Source organism: Streptomyces sp. NPDC089915 (assembly GCF_040684675.1).
Classification (GTDB): Bacteria; Actinomycetota; Actinomycetes; order Streptomycetales; family Streptomycetaceae; genus Streptomyces.
Map to the genome: position 1 here is coordinate 1 of NZ_JBFBGN010000152.1, position 15,541 is coordinate 15,541.

The 15,541-nt window shown below is 73.1% G+C and carries 11 protein-coding genes; 5 read left to right on the plus strand and 6 right to left on the minus strand.

The genetic code is table 11. The features are described 5' to 3' along the window. Positions 1–798 (minus strand): SPFH domain-containing protein (locus tag AB0O29_RS30010; RefSeq protein WP_365157701.1); only part of this gene is annotated, 798 nt, incomplete at its 3' end. A 255-nt stretch (positions 799–1,053) separates the two neighbouring features. Between AB0O29_RS30010 and AB0O29_RS30015 the strand changes: the two genes are divergently transcribed. Further along, positions 1,054–3,360 carry a transglycosylase domain-containing protein gene (locus tag AB0O29_RS30015; RefSeq protein WP_365157704.1) on the plus strand — a complete coding sequence of 769 codons (2,307 nt, stop codon included), beginning with the start codon at positions 1,054–1,056 and terminating at the stop codon, positions 3,358–3,360. Between the two features lie 87 nt (positions 3,361–3,447). Here AB0O29_RS30015 and AB0O29_RS30020 read toward each other — a convergent pair whose 3' ends face one another. From AB0O29_RS30020 to AB0O29_RS30030, 3 genes are all read right to left on the minus strand, one after another. Next, the gene (locus AB0O29_RS30020) at positions 3,448–5,565 is read right to left on the minus strand and encodes an ATP-binding SpoIIE family protein phosphatase (RefSeq protein WP_365157707.1); all 2,118 of its coding nucleotides are present in this window, start codon (positions 5,563–5,565) and stop codon (positions 3,448–3,450) included. 252 nt (positions 5,566–5,817) lie between these two features. Continuing rightward, the gene (locus AB0O29_RS30025) at positions 5,818–6,537 is read right to left on the minus strand and encodes a DUF402 domain-containing protein (RefSeq protein ID WP_365157709.1); all 720 of its coding nucleotides are present in this window, start codon (positions 6,535–6,537) and stop codon (positions 5,818–5,820) included. A 101-nt stretch (positions 6,538–6,638) separates the two neighbouring features. After that, a complete protein-coding gene (locus AB0O29_RS30030) occupies positions 6,639–8,042 on the minus strand; it encodes a class II fumarate hydratase (RefSeq protein WP_365157712.1) in 1,404 nt (467 codons plus the stop codon). A gap of 108 nt (positions 8,043–8,150) precedes the next feature. On the opposite strand from AB0O29_RS30030, the gene AB0O29_RS30035 reads away from it, so the two are divergent. The 4 genes from AB0O29_RS30035 (at position 8,151) to AB0O29_RS30050 (ending at position 13,907) form a co-directional block, all read left to right on the plus strand. Next, positions 8,151–9,680, plus strand: a complete 1,530-nt coding sequence (locus tag AB0O29_RS30035; RefSeq protein ID WP_365157715.1) for a ricin-type beta-trefoil lectin domain protein — start codon at positions 8,151–8,153, stop codon at positions 9,678–9,680. A 284-nt stretch (positions 9,681–9,964) separates the two neighbouring features. Continuing rightward, complete coding sequence (locus AB0O29_RS30040; RefSeq protein WP_365157718.1) at positions 9,965–11,170, plus strand: hypothetical protein; 1,206 nt, start codon at positions 9,965–9,967, stop codon at positions 11,168–11,170. Positions 11,171–11,210: 40 nt separating this feature from the next. Next, positions 11,211–13,337: a tetratricopeptide repeat protein gene (locus AB0O29_RS30045; protein ID WP_365157721.1), complete on the plus strand. Its 2,127-nt coding sequence runs from the start codon at positions 11,211–11,213 to the stop codon at positions 13,335–13,337. Between the two features lie 15 nt (positions 13,338–13,352). Beyond that, positions 13,353–13,907 (plus strand): flavin reductase family protein, encoded by a 555-nt coding sequence (locus AB0O29_RS30050; RefSeq protein ID WP_365157724.1) that lies wholly within the window; start codon positions 13,353–13,355, stop codon positions 13,905–13,907. A 54-nt stretch (positions 13,908–13,961) separates the two neighbouring features. Here AB0O29_RS30050 and AB0O29_RS30055 read toward each other — a convergent pair whose 3' ends face one another. Further along, positions 13,962–14,891 (minus strand): AfsR/SARP family transcriptional regulator, encoded by a 930-nt coding sequence (locus AB0O29_RS30055; protein WP_365157727.1) that lies wholly within the window; start codon positions 14,889–14,891, stop codon positions 13,962–13,964. 157 nt (positions 14,892–15,048) lie between these two features. Then, on the minus strand, positions 15,049–15,541 hold a 493-nt coding region (locus tag AB0O29_RS30060; protein ID WP_365157729.1), incomplete at its 5' end, for a glycerophosphodiester phosphodiesterase family protein.

The window sequence follows — 15,541 nt, forward strand, 5'->3', positions numbered from 1 at the left end:
GTCCACGATCTCCTCCTCGGCCAGCCGGTTCAGGGCGAGCTCCACCATGCCCACCGCGCCCTCGACGATCTGCTTGCGGGCCGCCACGACCGCGCCGGCCTGCTGGCGCTGGAGCATCGCGGAGGCGATCTCCGGAGCGTACGCGAGGTGGGTGAAGCGGGACTCGATGATCTCCACACCGGCCGCCTGGACCCGGGTGGCCAGCTCCACCGCGAGCTTCTCGGTGATCTCCTCGGCGTTGCCGCGCAGGGACAGGCCGCCCTCCTCGTGGGCGTCGTAGGGGTACTCGATCGCGATGTGCCGGACGGCGGCCTCGGTCTGCGTCTCGACGAACTCGGTGAAGTCGTCGACCTCGAAGACGGCCCGCGCGGTGTCGGCGACCCGCCACACCACGACCGAGGCCAGCTCGATCGGGTTGCCGTAGGCGTCGTTGACCTTCAGGACGGCCGTCTCGTGGTTGCGGACGCGGGTGGAGATCTTCTCGCGCGAGGTCAGCGGGTTGACCCAGCGCAGTCCGTCCGTGCGGATCGTCCCCCGGTAGCGGCCGAACAGCTGGACCACGCGGGCCTCGCCCGGAGCGACCGTGTTGAGCCCGCTCATGGCCATCACCGAGGCCAGCACCACCAGGATGCCGAGCGGGATCAGGCTCGCCTTCACGGCCGTCACGGAGGCCGTCGCGCCGATGGCGATCAGGCCCGCCCCGGCGGCCAGCCCCACCAGCCCGGACAGCAGGGCGAACCCGCCGCCGACGCTGTGGGCCGCGAACTCCCTTACCTCGACCGGTCGTTCGTCCGTCATCGGCGCTGTCATGGAATGCCCCCGTTTGGTGCGTCGCGTCCGCTCCTGGTCGAGCAGAACGTCTAGCAAATTGATAGCACTTTTTGCGATGACCGCAACCCTTCCGGCATCGTGAGCGTCGGTTCCATTGGAGTGGGTGCTGATTCTCACGTCCGAATTGACCGGTATTGATCAGGGTTAGCCAACCTTTGTCACAGCCTGCGGTGTTAGTTTTCTGAGCTGACGTCGGGGGGGTAATCGAGCGGAGCGGGAGCGATGGGCCGAGCAGATGCGCGACGGGCGCAGCAGCAGCGCGGTGGGCGGAAGGCGCCGACCGGGCGTGCCGCCGGGCGCGCGGACAAGCCGACCGGGAAGAAGAAGCGCAGCGGCATACGCCGGTTCTTCACCTGGAAGACCATCCTCGGTACCTTCCTCGGCGGGATCCTGCTCCTCGTGGCCGGGGCCTTCGCCCTCTACTTCTCCGTGGACGAGCCGACCGACCCCAACAAGACGGCGGTCCTGCAGAGCAACACGTTCAAGTGGGCCGACGGGTCGGTCATGACCCGCACCGGCAAGATGAACCGCGAGATCGTCCCGATCGACAAGATCCCCGAGGACGTGCGGACGGCGTTCATCGCGATCGAGAACAAGACCTTCTACAAGGACCGCGGCGTCGACTTCGTCGGCATCGCCCGCGGTGCCTTCAACACCCTGCGCGGCAAGGGCACGGCCGGCGGTTCGACGATCACCCAGCAGTACGTCAAGAACTACTACCTGACCCAGGACCAGTCGGCGACCCGCAAGCTCCGCGAGATGGTGATCTCCCTCAAGGTCGACCAGCGCATGGAGAAGGACGACATCCTCGCCGGCTACCTGAACACCAACTTCTACGGCCGCAACGCCTACGGCATCCAGGCCGCCGCCCAGGCCTACTACGGCGTGGACTCCGACAAGCTCACCCTGGAGCAGGGCGCCTACCTCGCCTCGGTCATCCAGGCGCCCAGCCAGTACGACCTGGCGACCGCGGGCCCCAACGGCCGGCGACTGGTCACCATCCGCTTCAACGCCGTCCTCGACAACATGGTCGAGATGGGCAAGCTGGACAAGGCCAAGCGCGACACCCTGCACCTCCCGGAGCCCATCAAGCCCAAGGCGCAGCCGGGCATGGACGGCCAGAAGGGCTACCTGATCCAGGCCGCGAAGCAGGAGCTCAGCCGCCAGAACATCAAGGAGGCCGACATCGCGGCCGGCGGCTGGACGATCACCCTCAACATCGACAAGAAGAAGCAGGCCGCGCTGGAGAAGGCCGTCAACGACGAGCTGGAGTCCAAGCTCGACCGCAAGGACACCAAGGAGCGCCCGGTCGACCAGAACGTCCAGGCCGGCGCCACCTCCGTGGACGCCAAGACCGGGGCCATCGTCGCCATGTACGGCGGCGTGGGCCTGACGGAGAAGTCCGAGAGCAACGCCCTGCGCACCGACTACCAGCCGGGCTCCACCTTCAAGCCGGTCGTACTGGCCACCGCCCTGGAGACCGGGGCGAAGACCCAGGACGGCCGTCTGATCACCCCGAACGCCCTCTACGACGGCACCAGCAAGCGCCCCGTGGTCGGCAGCGACACCCCCTTCGCCCCGCAGAACCAGGACGACGTCAACTACGGCGACCCGATGCTCACGGTCCAGGAGGCCACCAACTCCTCCGTGAACTCCGTGTACGCCCAGATGTTCGTCGACGCCAAGCCGGAGGTCGTGAAGAAGACCGCGCTCTCCCTCGGCATGCGCGACCGCGAGGGCTGGCCCGCCGACAAGCCCGCCATGTCGCTCGGCACCATGAGCGCCAACACGGTGGAGATGGCCGGGGTCTACGCCACCTTCGGCAACCACGGCAAGAAGGTCACCCCGACCATCATCAAGAGCGCCGAGCACGTGGACGCCGACTACAAGCCGGTCAACCCCATCGGCGCCCAGGTGCTCAAGCGCGAGACCGCCGACACCGTCACCAAGGTCCTGACCGGCGTGGTCCAGGACGGCTCCGGCAAGGCCGTGCGCAGCGACGCCTACCAGGCCGCCGGCAAGACCGGTACCACCGAGTCCAACGTCGCCGCCTGGTTCACCGGCTACACCCCGGAGCTCGTCACCGTCGTCGCGATGTTCGGTGAGGACCCGAACTCGCACAAGCAGGTCACGCTGACCGGTACGGCCGGCAAGGGCCGCGCCGGCGGTTCCAGCTTCCCCGCCCAGATCTGGCAGGCGTACACGACGGCCGCGCTCTCGGGCGTCAAGACGGGCGAGTTCGACCTGTCGGACGCCAACATGGGCACCCCGGTCGCCCCGACCCGCACCGCGGTCCCGTCCACCGGCCCGACCGGCAGCATCACCCCGTCGCCCTCCGGCTCCGGCACCCGCCCGACGGGCAGCCCGGACCCCACCGGCAGCGGCGGCACCGGCAAGCCGGACCCGACCTCGTCGACGAAGAACCCGACCCCGCCGACGAAGAACCCGACGCCCCCGACGGGTGACCCGCAGCCGCCGACGAAGAAGCCGACGCCGCCGGTCCCGCCGAACCCGGACCTGCTCCAGTAGCAGGCCCGCCGGTACCGGGAACACCACCGCCCCGCAGCGAGAACGCTGCGGGGCGGCGGTGTTTTCCGACGGTCGGTACGCGAGGTGTCAGCGCCGGTCGTGCGCCCCGGGCAGCGGCAGCTCGAACCAGACCACCTTGCCGCTGCTCAGCCGGGTCGCGCCCCAGCGCCGCGCCATGCGGTTGACCAGGAACAGGCCGCGCCCGCCCTCGTCGGTGTCCCGGGCCCGGCGCTGGCGGGGCAGCTGCGGGGAGTCGTCGCCGACCTCGCAGCGCAGGACGTCCGTCCGCAGCAGGCGCAGGGTCACGGGCCGCTCGGCGTACCGGACGGCGTTCGTGACCACCTCGCTGACCAGCAGCTCCAGCGAATCGCTCAGCTCCTCCAGCCCCCAGCGGGCCAGGGCGCGGCGGGCGAACCGGCGGGCCCGGCCCGGAGCGGTCTCCTCCGGGTCCAGGAACCAGTACGCCACGTCGCTGGGCGCGATCCCCTCGAAGCGGGCCGCGAGCAGCGCGATGTCGTCGTCCCGGTCGCCCGGGCCGAGCATGTCCAGCACGTCGTCGCAGAGGGCCTCCAGCGGCGGCGAGTGGTCCAGCCCCGTCAGCTGCGCGGTGGTGGCGAGCCGTTCGCGCAGCTGGTCGATGCCCGTCCACACGTCCCGCAGCCGGGACTCCACCAGCCCGTCCGTGTACAGCAGCAGCGTGGCCCCGGCCGGGGCGTCCAGCTCCACGGCCTCGAAGTCCACCCCGCCGACCCCGATGGGGGCGCCCGGCGGGACGCGCAGCACCTCGGCGCGGCCGCCCAGGTGCAGCAGGACCGGCGGCGGGTGGCCGGCGTTGGCGATGGTGATCCGGTGCGAGACCGGGTCGTAGACCGCGTACAGGCAGGTGGCCATCCGGTCGGAGCCGAGCCGCTGGGCCTGCTCGTCCAGGTGGTGCAGCACCTCGGCCGGGGGCAGGTCCAGCTGGGCCAGGGTCTGCGCGGTCGTGCGCAGCTGGCCCATGATCGCGGCGGAGGTCATGGAGTGGCCCATGACGTCGCCGACGACCAGGGCGACCCGGCTGCCGGGCAGCGGTATGGCGTCGTACCAGTCGCCGCCGACCCGGGCCGTCTCGGCGGCGGGCAGGTAGCGCGAGGCGAGCCGCACGCCGGTGGGCTGGGGCAGGCCGTCGGGCAGCATCGTGCGCTGGAGCTCGTCGGCGATGTAGGCCTCGCGCCCGTAGAGCACGGCCTTGTCGATGCCGAGCGCGGTGTGCGTGGCCAGCTGGGCGGCGACGAGCAGGTCGTTCGTCTCGAAGGCGTCCCGGTCCGGGGTGCGCAGGAACACCGCCGCGCCGATCACGCGGCGGCGGCCGCGCAGCGGGGCCAGGATGGCCCGCTGCCCGCGCGGCACCGGATGGTCGGAGCCCAGCAGCTCGGGCAGCGCGTCCCGGGCGCCGGGCGCCGACCCGAACACGGGCCGGACGCCGCGCAGCACCTCGGCGAGGGCACCGCCGGGCCGGATCTCGCACAGCTCCGCCGCGGGCAGGTCACCCTGCGGTCCGACCAGCGGCAGCTGGCTGAAGTCGAGCTCGCCGGCGCCCCCCGCGGCTCCGGCGGCCTCGCCGCCGTCGGCCAGGCCCAGATCGTCGATCGGCCGGAGCCGGTCGGTGCGGCGCAGCCTTAAAACGACCGGGCCGACGGGCCGCTCGTCGCCGACCGGCAGCGGATCGCGCAGGTAGACGAGGATGGCGTCGGAGAAGGTGGGTACGGTCGCCCGGCACAGGCCGAGCACGATCTCGTCGAGGTCGATGCCGCGGGCGATCCGGCGCGTGGCCGCGCCGACGAACCGCAGCCGGTCGCCCTCGCGCCGGGCCACGCCGACCTCGCCGGGTCCGGCGCCGGTCCCGCCGCCGGTCCCGCCCGTGCCCGCGGCCCCCGCGGGAAGCGGGCCGCCCGTCGCGACGGCCGCGCCCGGGGTCTCCTCGGGCCGGCCGGCGTTGCGGGCGGCCCCGCCGTCACGGCTCCGGGCTCCCTCGGGGTCCGAGTCCGCCGGGCCGTGGCCGGAGACGGCCTCGCCGGCGGTGCCCCGGGGGCGCGGGAAATCGGCATGCGTGCGTACGGCCTCGGCGGCCGCGATGGGGGCCTTGCCGTGGCCGAGCTCGTCCGTACCTCCGCCGGGGGCGACGGTGGGCTGCGGGCCCTCCTGGGAGGTGGGGTACTCCGTCACGCGTGGAATTCCGTCCGTTTGCGCTCGATGTGCGCTGCACTCAACTCGGTCAGTCGCGGTATACCCGCTCAGCGGCGGGGGCACCACCACCCCCGGGTTCCGCGTCCCGCTCGTTACCTTTCTTTCCGCGTCGACCTCCGGTCAAGTCCCGGTCGCCGCAGGTCATTTACGGGTGCGGGACCGGGAAGGCCCCCCGCGTACGACCGGCGGAGGACGATCCTACGTTTGAACCCCGGGGGCGCATCAAGGGTCTCATGACGTCATATGCGCCGGGGTGCGGTCCCAGTCCTCGGGCAGAACCGGAACTTCCCAGGCCGGATCGGGCCTCCAGTTCTCCCAGCCGTCACAGAACGGAGGCCCCCACGCCTTGACGACCTCCAGCGCCGCGCGGCCCGCCTCCTCGACGCGCCGCGCCTGCTCCGGGCCGATCAGGCCGATCCGCCGCGCCTGCGCGAACTCGTCCTCGTCCCGCCAGGTCCAGCCGCGGTCCGGGTCGACGGTGATGTCGAGGAAGTGGTCCACCGAGTCCACCCCGCCCGACCAGCGGGTGCGGGGCTCCTCCAGGTTGACGTACCAGTTCTTGAACACCCAGCCGCGGTCCCAGAACAGCCACACCGACCACGGATCGGCGGGCCGGGCCAGCTTGAGCACCCCGGCGCCGAACCAGCGCGCCCGCTCGGTGGTGCGCGGCGCGGTGTAGCGGGTGGCGAGGGGCTCGCGGTGGACGGGGGTGCCGTCGGCGAGCACGGGCTTGACGCATTCGGTGCCGGGGGCCATCCACACCGCGAGCAGCTCGTCGGTGTCCTGGACGACGGTGACCGGGCGGGCGATGTGGACGGCGCCGGCCGGCCCCGGGGCGTGGTCGCGGTAGCGCCACAGGACGGGAGTCCCCGGCGCCCAGTGCGTGCCCTGCGTTCCGCCCGGCGCGGCGGGGTCCGCCGCGCCGGTGCCGGGCCTGGAAGTACCTGTCATGCGCAGATCTTAGGGCGGCGCCCCTCCCGGATGCTGCGGTGCAGGTCACGGTGGGGGCCGGGGGGCGCGAACGACCGGATTCGGCCCCTGGCCGGGGAGGTTCAGGGCCGGGTCATCCGCAGCACGTCCAGGGCCTCGTCCAGCTGCCGGAGCGTCAGCGCGCCCCGGTCGACGTACCCGGACTCCAGGACCACCTCGCGGATGGTCTTGCGTTCGGCGAGGGAGCGCTTGGCCACCTTGGCGGCCTCCTCGTACCCGATGTAGCGGTTCAGCGGGGTCACCACCGAGGGCGAGGACTCGGCGTACTCCCTGGCCCGTTCGGCGTTGGCGGTGATCCCGTCGACGGTGCGGTCGGCCAGCAGGCGGCTCCCGTTCGCCAGCAGCCGGATCGATTCGAGGAGGTTGCGGGCCATCACGGGGAGCATCACGTTGAGCTCGAAGTTGCCGGCGGCGCCCGCCACGGTGACGGCGGTGTCGTTGCCCGTCACCTGCGCGGCGATCATCAGGAGGGCCTCCGGGACGACCGGATTGACCTTCCCGGGCATGATCGAGGAGCCCGGCTGGAGATCCGGCAGATTGATTTCGGCCAATCCGGTGCGCGGTCCCGAGGCCATCCAGCGCAGATCGTTGCAGATCTTGGTGAGCGAGACGGCGACCGTACGGAGCATCCCCGAGGTCTCCACCAGCGCGTCCCGGGCCCCCTGGGCCTCGAAGTGGTCGCGGGCCTCGGTCAGCGGCAGTCCGGTGGCCCGCGCCACCTCGGCGATCACGGCCGCCGAGAACCCCGGCGGGGTGTTGATCCCGGTGCCGACGGCGGTACCGCCCAGCGGCAGCTCGGCCAGCCGGGGGAGGGCGGCGTTCAGCCGCTCGATCCCGTAGCGGATCTGGGCCGCGTAGCCGCCGAACTCCTGGCCCAGGGTGACCGGGGTGGCGTCCATCAGGTGGGTGCGGCCGGACTTGACCACCTCGGCGAACTCGGCGGCCTTGCGCTCCAGGGCCAGTTCCAGGTGGCGCAGGGCCGGGACCAGGTCGTGGGTGACGGCGGCGGTGGCGGCGATGTGGATGGACGAGGGGAACACGTCGTTGGAGCTCTGCGAGGCGTTGACGTGGTCGTTGGGGTGGACCTCGCGCCCGAGCCGCTCGGTGGCCAGGGTGGCGATCACCTCGTTGGTGTTCATGTTGGACGAGGTCCCGGAGCCGGTCTGGAACACGTCGACGGGGAAGTGCTCGTCCCAGCGGCCCTCGGCGACCTCCGCCGCCGCGGAGCGGATGGCTCCGGCCGTCTCCCCGTCCAGCACCCCGAGCTCCGCGTTGACCAGGGCGGCGGCCGCCTTGATCCGGGCCAGGGCCTCGATGTGGGCGCGTTCGATGTGCTGCCCGGAGAGCGGGAAGTTCTCCACCGCGCGCTGGGTCTGGGCGCGCCATTTGGCGTGCGCGGGCACCCGGACCTCACCCATGGAGTCGTGCTCGATCCGGAACTTCTCCACCTGCTGATCATCGGTCATCTTCACATCCTCCTCAGAAAGTTGAGCAATTGTCTTGTTCGGACTGTTCCCATCTCCCCTACCGGCCAGTAAATACCGGGGGTAACACCGCTATCGGGGAGGCAGTACATGGCTCGTTCGCGTACGGAATCCAGGCTCAGATCTACATTCGCCGCGGTCGCGGCGGTCGCGGCCGCCCTCGGGGGCGTCACCGCCATCACCCCCATGGCCGAAGCGGCCCCCGCCGCATCCGGCGCGATCACACCCCTGTCGCCGGAGCTCGAAGCCATCCGCGCCGCCGAGGCCGTCAAGATCTACGGCGACCCGGCCGTCCGCCCCCTCGCCGAGCGCAAGACCGGGCTCATCTCCCTCGGCGACAGCGAGATCTCGGGCGAGGGCGTGGGGAACTACGACCCCGCCACCAACACCTCCACCAACCAGTGCCACCGCTCGCCGGACTCCGCGATCCACCGCACCGGCATCCCGGCCGACCTGACCTTCAACGTCGCCTGCTCCGGCGGCTACACCGGCAACATCCGCATCGGCGGCAGCAAGCAGTACGCCGACGAGCTGGTGCAGAGCGACAACCTCGCCATCAAGGCCCGCAATACGAAGATCAAGATGGTGCTGCTGGTCGCCGGGGCCAACGACGACCTCCAGTTCGGCCCCGTCATGACCGACTGCGTCACCCGCTGGGTGCTCAGCCAGGGCACCTGCGAACCCAAGTACGGCCCCGGCTGGCAGTCCCGCGTCGACGGCCTGAAGCCCAAGGTCGAGGCCACCATCGGCGACCTCAAGACGGTCATGCGCGACGCCGGCTACGCCGACTCCGACTACAAGCTCGTCGTGATGGGCTACCCCAGCCCCATCGGCCCCGACTTCAACGACAACCCCGACTTCCCCGGCAAGCTCCCCGGAGGCTGCGCCGGCTACGACTCCGACGCCGCCTGGGGCCGCAACTACGCCGTCCCCACCTTCGAGAAGGGCATGCGCGCCGCCGCCCTCGCCGCCGGCGCCACCTACCTGGACGACTCCCGGCTCTTCCAGGGCCACGAGGTGTGCATGGAGGACACCTGGGCCCGCGGCCTCTACCTCGACCTCGGGGACCACTTCCCCTGGGACGAGAACACCGCACGCCAGTCCTTCCACCCCAACTACCGCGGCCACGGCGCCTTCGCCTCCTGCCTCACCCAGCTCTACGACTCCGGACTGCGGGAGGCCTCCTGCGCCGACTCCGCGAGCACCGGCACCCCCGTCCTCCAGGCCGGCGCCTGGGACGACCTCTACAAGCCCCTGAGGAACGAGGCCACCGGCAACTGCCTCGACTCCTTCGGCGGCTCCAGCGCCAACGGCACCAAGGTGGTCGGCTGGGACTGCCACGGCGGCCGCAACCAGGGCTGGTGGTACGACACCGCCAACAAGTCCGTCCACGTCGAACTCACCCAGGACCGCTGCCTCGACGTCCCCGGCGCCAACTACACGGCCGGCACCGGCCTCATCCTGTGGAACTGCCACGGCGGAGCCAACCAGCAGTTCGTCCGCGACGGCGCCGCGCTGCACCCCGCCGCCGCCCCCGCCCTGTGCCTGACCGTCGCCGCCGCCCACGACCCGCTGCGCCTGCAGACCTGCAACGGATCGGCGGCCCAGCGCTTCGCGTAGGGCGCGCGCCGGCGGATTTGGCGCCGGTTTGGAGAACTTCTGGAGGGGCTCGGCAGCATGGAGAACGTCCAGCCCCCACCCACACCCTCCGAAGGAGGTGCTTCGAGATGAAGAAGATCCAGATCCGCAAGGCCGGCCCGGTCCGCCTGACCTCTTCCGCGTGCTCGCACTACCCGAGCCCCGCGTAACCGCACCCCGGGCGCGTTCGCGCAAGGGGCGTCCCCACGCACACCGGGGGCGCCCCCACCGGTCCGGGCCCGGCCGACGAGAGACGGAGCCCCGCCATGGCGGAGCCAGGCCACCCCACCCCGGACCACACCCCGCTGGCGCTGCATCCGCTGGTGTACCTGGAGGACGGCGACGAGGTCACCATCGGACGCCGTGACACCGAGTCCTACGCGATCTTCCCGCCCGACGGGGCCGCACTCGTACGCCGTCTCCAGGACGGCGCCACCCCCGCCCAGGCCGCCGACTGGTACGAGGCCGAATACGGCGAGCGCGCCGACGTCGCGGACGTGGTCGAGGCCCTGCGCGAACTCGGGTTCGTCCGCGCCGAGGGCGAACCGGAACCCGTCACCGGACCCGTGCGCTGGCAGCGGCTCGGCCGGGCGGCCTTCTCACCCGCCGCCTGGACCGCCTACGGGTTGATCGTCGCCTGGGCCGCGGTCAGCGTCATCCGCGACCCCGGCCTCCTGCCGACCCCCGACGACCTCGTCTTCAGCCACTACTACGCGGTCATCACCCTCGTCCTGTTCGTCGTGGCGGTCCCGCTCATCGCCGTCCACGAGATCTTCCACGCGCTCGCCGGCCGCCGCCTGGGCATCCGCTCGCGCACGAGGATGTCGTACCGCTTCTACTTCCTCGTCGTGGAGACCTCCCTCGACGGCCTCGCCGGCGTGGAACGCCGCAAGCGCTACCTGCCGATCCTCGCCGGAATGGTCGCCGACGTCCTGCTGATCGCCCTCGCCGTCATCACCGCCGGCCTCGCGCACGGACTGACCGCCCGCGTCTGCGCGGCGGTGGCCTTCACCACCTTCATCCGGCTGCTCTGGCAGTTCTTCCTCTACCTGCGCACCGACGTCTACGTCCTCATCACCACCGTCCTCGGCTGCGTCGACCTGCACACCACGGCCGTGCGCATGCTCGCCAACCGGGTCAACCGGCTGCTGGGACGGACCGACCGGCTCACCGACGAGTCCCTGTGGCACCCCGTCGACCGGCGGGCGGCCCGCTGGTACTCCTGGCTGCTGCCCATCGGCTACGCCGTCAGCCTCACCACCTTCCTGTGGGGCGTGGGACCCGTCTTCCTCTCCATGACCGCCGCCTCCCTCGACCGGTTCGGCGCCGGCCACCACGCGACCTGGGTCCAGCTCCTCGACGCGGCCGTGTTCCTCGTCCTGACCTTCGGCCAGATCGCCTTCGCCCTCTGGCTCGCCGCCAGGGAGCGGCTGCGCGGCCGGCGGGCCCGGCTCCACCACGTCATCGCCTGACGGGACCACCCCCGGCGGGCCTCTTCCGAAAGGCGGGCCCATGACCGGGCACCACTGGATCTCCGCGCCCCACCGCGCCGCGCGCACCACCCTCCTGGACGGCCTCGACCTGCCGCCGCTGCTGGCCGCCGTCGACGCGCACCGGCGCCTGCGCGGCCCGTACACCGCGGCCGGGACCCTGCTGCGGCGCGTGGCCCCCGGGGCGCTGGAGCGACGGCCCGCACTGGCCGCCCGCCACTACATCGAACTCCAGGAGAGCACGCCCGAACTGGCCCCGCTGGTCCCGCCCGTCACCCACCACATCGAGGAGCAGTCCACGGCCGGCGAGGTCAGCCGCTACCCGGCCCGCCTGCACTCCCTGCGCGTCGCCCACGGCATCGTCGACTTCCTCCTCACCGCCCTCGCCGACGCCGCCGCCGGCCCGCGCACCCTCGTCGTGGAGAACGTCCAGCACGCCGACGTGACCGACCAGGAGTTCCTCGCCGCCGCCCTCCGCCGGATCCCGCCCGACCTGCTCACCCTCGTCCTGTGCACGGGCACGGCCGAACTCCTCGACCCGCCCGGATTCCCCTCCCTCTCGCTCCCCGACGCCCTCGCCGCGCACACCACCCGCACCGGCGCCGAAGCCCCGGCCGAAGCCCCCGCCGCCGCACCGGCCCCCGCCGTTTTGGACCCCGAGGCCGCGCGCCGCTACGTGGACGGCGACTGCACCGACGACGACCCCGCCCCGGCCGCCGCCTACGCGGCCCTGCCCGAAGCCGCCCGCACCGCCCTCCACGACGCCCGCGCCGCCGCACTCGCCGCCCGCGCCGAGGCCGGCGAGCCCTCGCTGCGCCTGGGCGCCCTCCCGTTCCACCTGGTCCGCGGCGGAGACCCCGGCGGGGCCGGGGCCGAGGCCCTCCGCACGGCCATGCTGCGCTGCAAGTACCTGGGCTTCTACCACCTCGCGGCCGAACTGGGCGACGAGGGACGGCGGCTGGTGGACCCGGCCCGCCGCCCCGACCTGTGGTGGATCTTCATCCGCGAGTCCGGCGTGTGCCTCGCCGCGGCCGGCCGGCCCGACGAGTCGGCCGTCCTCCAGGAAGAGGCCCGCACGGCCACCCAGAGCCCCGCGCACCACATGAAACTCGCCTACGAGATCGGCATGCTGTACGCCCGCCACTACCCCGAGGAACGGCGCGACCCCCGCCGGGCCCGGGCCTGGGTCAACACCGCCATCGCCATCGCCGACCTCCTGCCCGACCCCAAGGAACGCGCCTTCTACTCCGTCTTCAACCGCAACGGCCTCGCCCTCGTCGAGGTCCGCGACGGACGCCCCGACGAGGCCCTGCGCCTGCTGGACCAGGGCATCGAGCGGCTGGACCGGGAACTCGGCCTCGGGGAGCGCACCTGGCACCAGGTCGGCCTGCGCTACAACCGCGCCCAGGTCAACAGCATGGCGGGCCGGCTGGAGGCGGCCCTGGCCGACTACGGCGAGATCATGGACGCCGACGACGACTTCGCCGACCACTACTTCAACCGGGGCAACATCCTGCGCAAACTGGGCCGCCCCGAGGAGGCCATCGCCGACTACGAGCGGGCCCTCTCCTTCGAACCCCCCTTCCCCGAGGCCTACTACAACCGCGGCGACGCCCGGCTCGAACTCGGCGACACCGAAGGCGCCCTGGCCGACTTCGCCCGCACCCTCGAACTCGACCCCGACAACCGCGAGGCCCTCCTCGCCCGCGCCGGACTGCTCGCCGACCTCGGCGACGCCGAGGGGGCCCTGACGGACGTCACCGCCGGGCTGGCCCTGGCCCCCGACCACGCCCACCTCCTGTGCCTGCGCGGCCGCCTGCTGGCCGAGGCCGGACGCACCAAGGAGGCGGCCGAATCCCTCGAAGCCGCCCTCGCCGGCGACCCCGGGCTCGCCGAGGCCTGGGCCGTCAAGGGCGAAATCGCCTACGGCGAAGGCGACCTGGAGACCGCGGTGGCCGATTTCGACCGGGCGCTCGCACTCGCCGACCGCCCCGACTTCCGCTTCAACCGGGCCGTGGTCCACGAGAGCGCCCACCGCTACGCCCGCGCCGCCGAGGACTTCGACACCGTGTACGCGGCCACCGCCGACCCCGACGCGGCCGAACGCCGCGACGCCTGCCGGCGCGCGGCCGCGCACACCGCCGTCTGAGCCGGAACGCCTCCGATGAGCGTGCGGCAGCGGGAGGACGAACGGGGGAGCGCGGGGAGCGGGCGGCCCCGGCCGGGAGACCGGCCGGGGCCGCCCGGCCCGGCTGAGCCGTTCACCGAGGCCATGGCCCGCCTGGTGTCCGGGGTGGCCGTGGTCAGCGCCCGCAGGGCCGACGGGAGCCCGTGCGGACTGCTGGTGTCCTCCGTCAGCTCCTACAGCGTGGCCCCGCCGTCCGTCCTGCTGGCGCTCGCCCGCGGCTCGCGCACCTACCGGGCGATGGACGCACGGGTGGGCACCCCCTTCGGGGTGCACCTGCTGGGCTCCGCCGACGAGGCCCTCGCGAAGGTGTTCGCGGGGCGCTCGGAGGACAAGTTCGCGGACGTGCCCTGGAACTGGGACGAGGACACGCCCCGGATCGAGGGGGTCCCGGTCTACCTCAAGTGCCGGGCCGCCGCCGTGTTCCCGCACGGGGACCACACGGTGCTGGTGGGCGAGGTCGACGGCTGCGCCCTGGCGGACGGCGACCCGCTCGTCTACTACCGGCGCCGCCTCGACTGGCGCCTGGGCTGACCCGCGGCCGCGCCTCCGACGGCATCTCCGGCGGCATCTCCGGCGGCCCGGCCCTCAGAGCCCGGCCGGCTCCAGGAGCAGGGGGCGGCGACATCGGCCGTGTTCGGTGCCGGTCGGGGGCAGCCCGCCCAGCAGGGCCCGCTGCACCGCCTGCAGCCCCGGCCCGGGCTCGATCCCGACGTCCGCGACCACCACCCGCCGCACCCGCGCGTACGCGTCCAGGGCCTCGGCCCGCCGCCCGGCACTGGCCAGGGCCAGCATCAGCTGCTCGTGCAGCCCCTCCCGCAACGGGTGCCGCGCGCACAGCTCGGCCAGTTCGGCGATCACCTCGGCCGACCGGCCCGCGCAGATGTCGGCGCCGATCCGGTCCTGGACCAGCGCCATCCGCTCCTCCTCCAGTCGGACCGCGTGGTACGCGGGGAGGCGGGCCGGCCCCAGGTCGGCCAGCGGCCGCCCCCGCCACATCGCGAGCGCCGCGCGGAAGGCCTCGCCCGCCGCCGTGCAGTCACCGGCGCCCCGCAGGTCCCGGCCGAGCGCGGCCCGGGCGCGGGAGCGGTCCAGGTCCAGCTCCCCGGGCTCCACGCGCAGCACGTAGCCGGAGCCGCTCGTACGCAGCACCGGATGGCGGCGCGGGTCGCCGCCCGCGCTGCCGTGCCCCGGATCCAGCGTCCGGCGCAGCCCGGACACGTACATCTGCAGGGTCGCCTGGGCGGACCGGGGCGGCCGCCCGTCCCATAACTCCTCGATCAGCATCTCCGCGCAGGCCAGCCGGTTGGCGTGGAGCAGCAGGACCGCCAGCAGGGCGCGCTGCTTGAGCCGGCCGGGCGTGCGCACCACGCCCGCGCGGCGCACCTCCAGCGGCCCGAGGAGCAGGTAGCTGGGCTCGTCCGCCTCGCCCCCGGCGGCGGGGCCGTCACCGGGTCTGCCACCCGGGGCGGAGACACCGGCCGGACGTCTCTTCCGCGCCTGCTGCTGTGCGGCCATTCCCAGTCACCCTCGCCCGCGCCACGGCGCCGGAGAGCGCCTGTCCGTCGTCGGCCAACGGCATGCCCCCGGCGGCCGTACCGCCCCGCACACCACGGCATACGTTCGAGCCTCGGGGGCCGCGTGTCACGGGCGCGAACCAGCCAATGACGGACCGTCACACGAGCGGCTGCCGGAGCTCGCCCGCGGCCGCCGCCACGCCCAGGGCGGCCAGCTGCCCGCGCACCTCGCGGGGCCGGTTGGTGATGATCGTCTCCACCCCGAGACGGACGCACAGCTCCACGTCCTCGGGCTCGTCCACGGTCCACACCCGCACCCGCAGCCCCTTGGCCCGCAGCCGCCCCACCAGCCCCGGATCCCGGCGCACCAGGTCGATCCCCGGACCGGCGTGCCCCGCGAACGGCGGGCGCGGGGCGCGCAGCCGCCGCTCGATCAGGTAGACGGACGGCAGCCCGGGCGCCAGCCGGTGCAGCCGGGTCAGCGCGTTGCGGGAGAAGCTCATCACCTCGATCCGGCCGTCGGCCCCGTCGGCCAGCCCGTGCTCCCGCAGGACCCGCACCAGCTCGGCCTCCAGCCGCCCGCCCGCACGCGTGGGGTGCTTGGTCTCCACGGCCAGCCCCACCGGCCGGTCGGCCGCCAGGGCCTCCTTG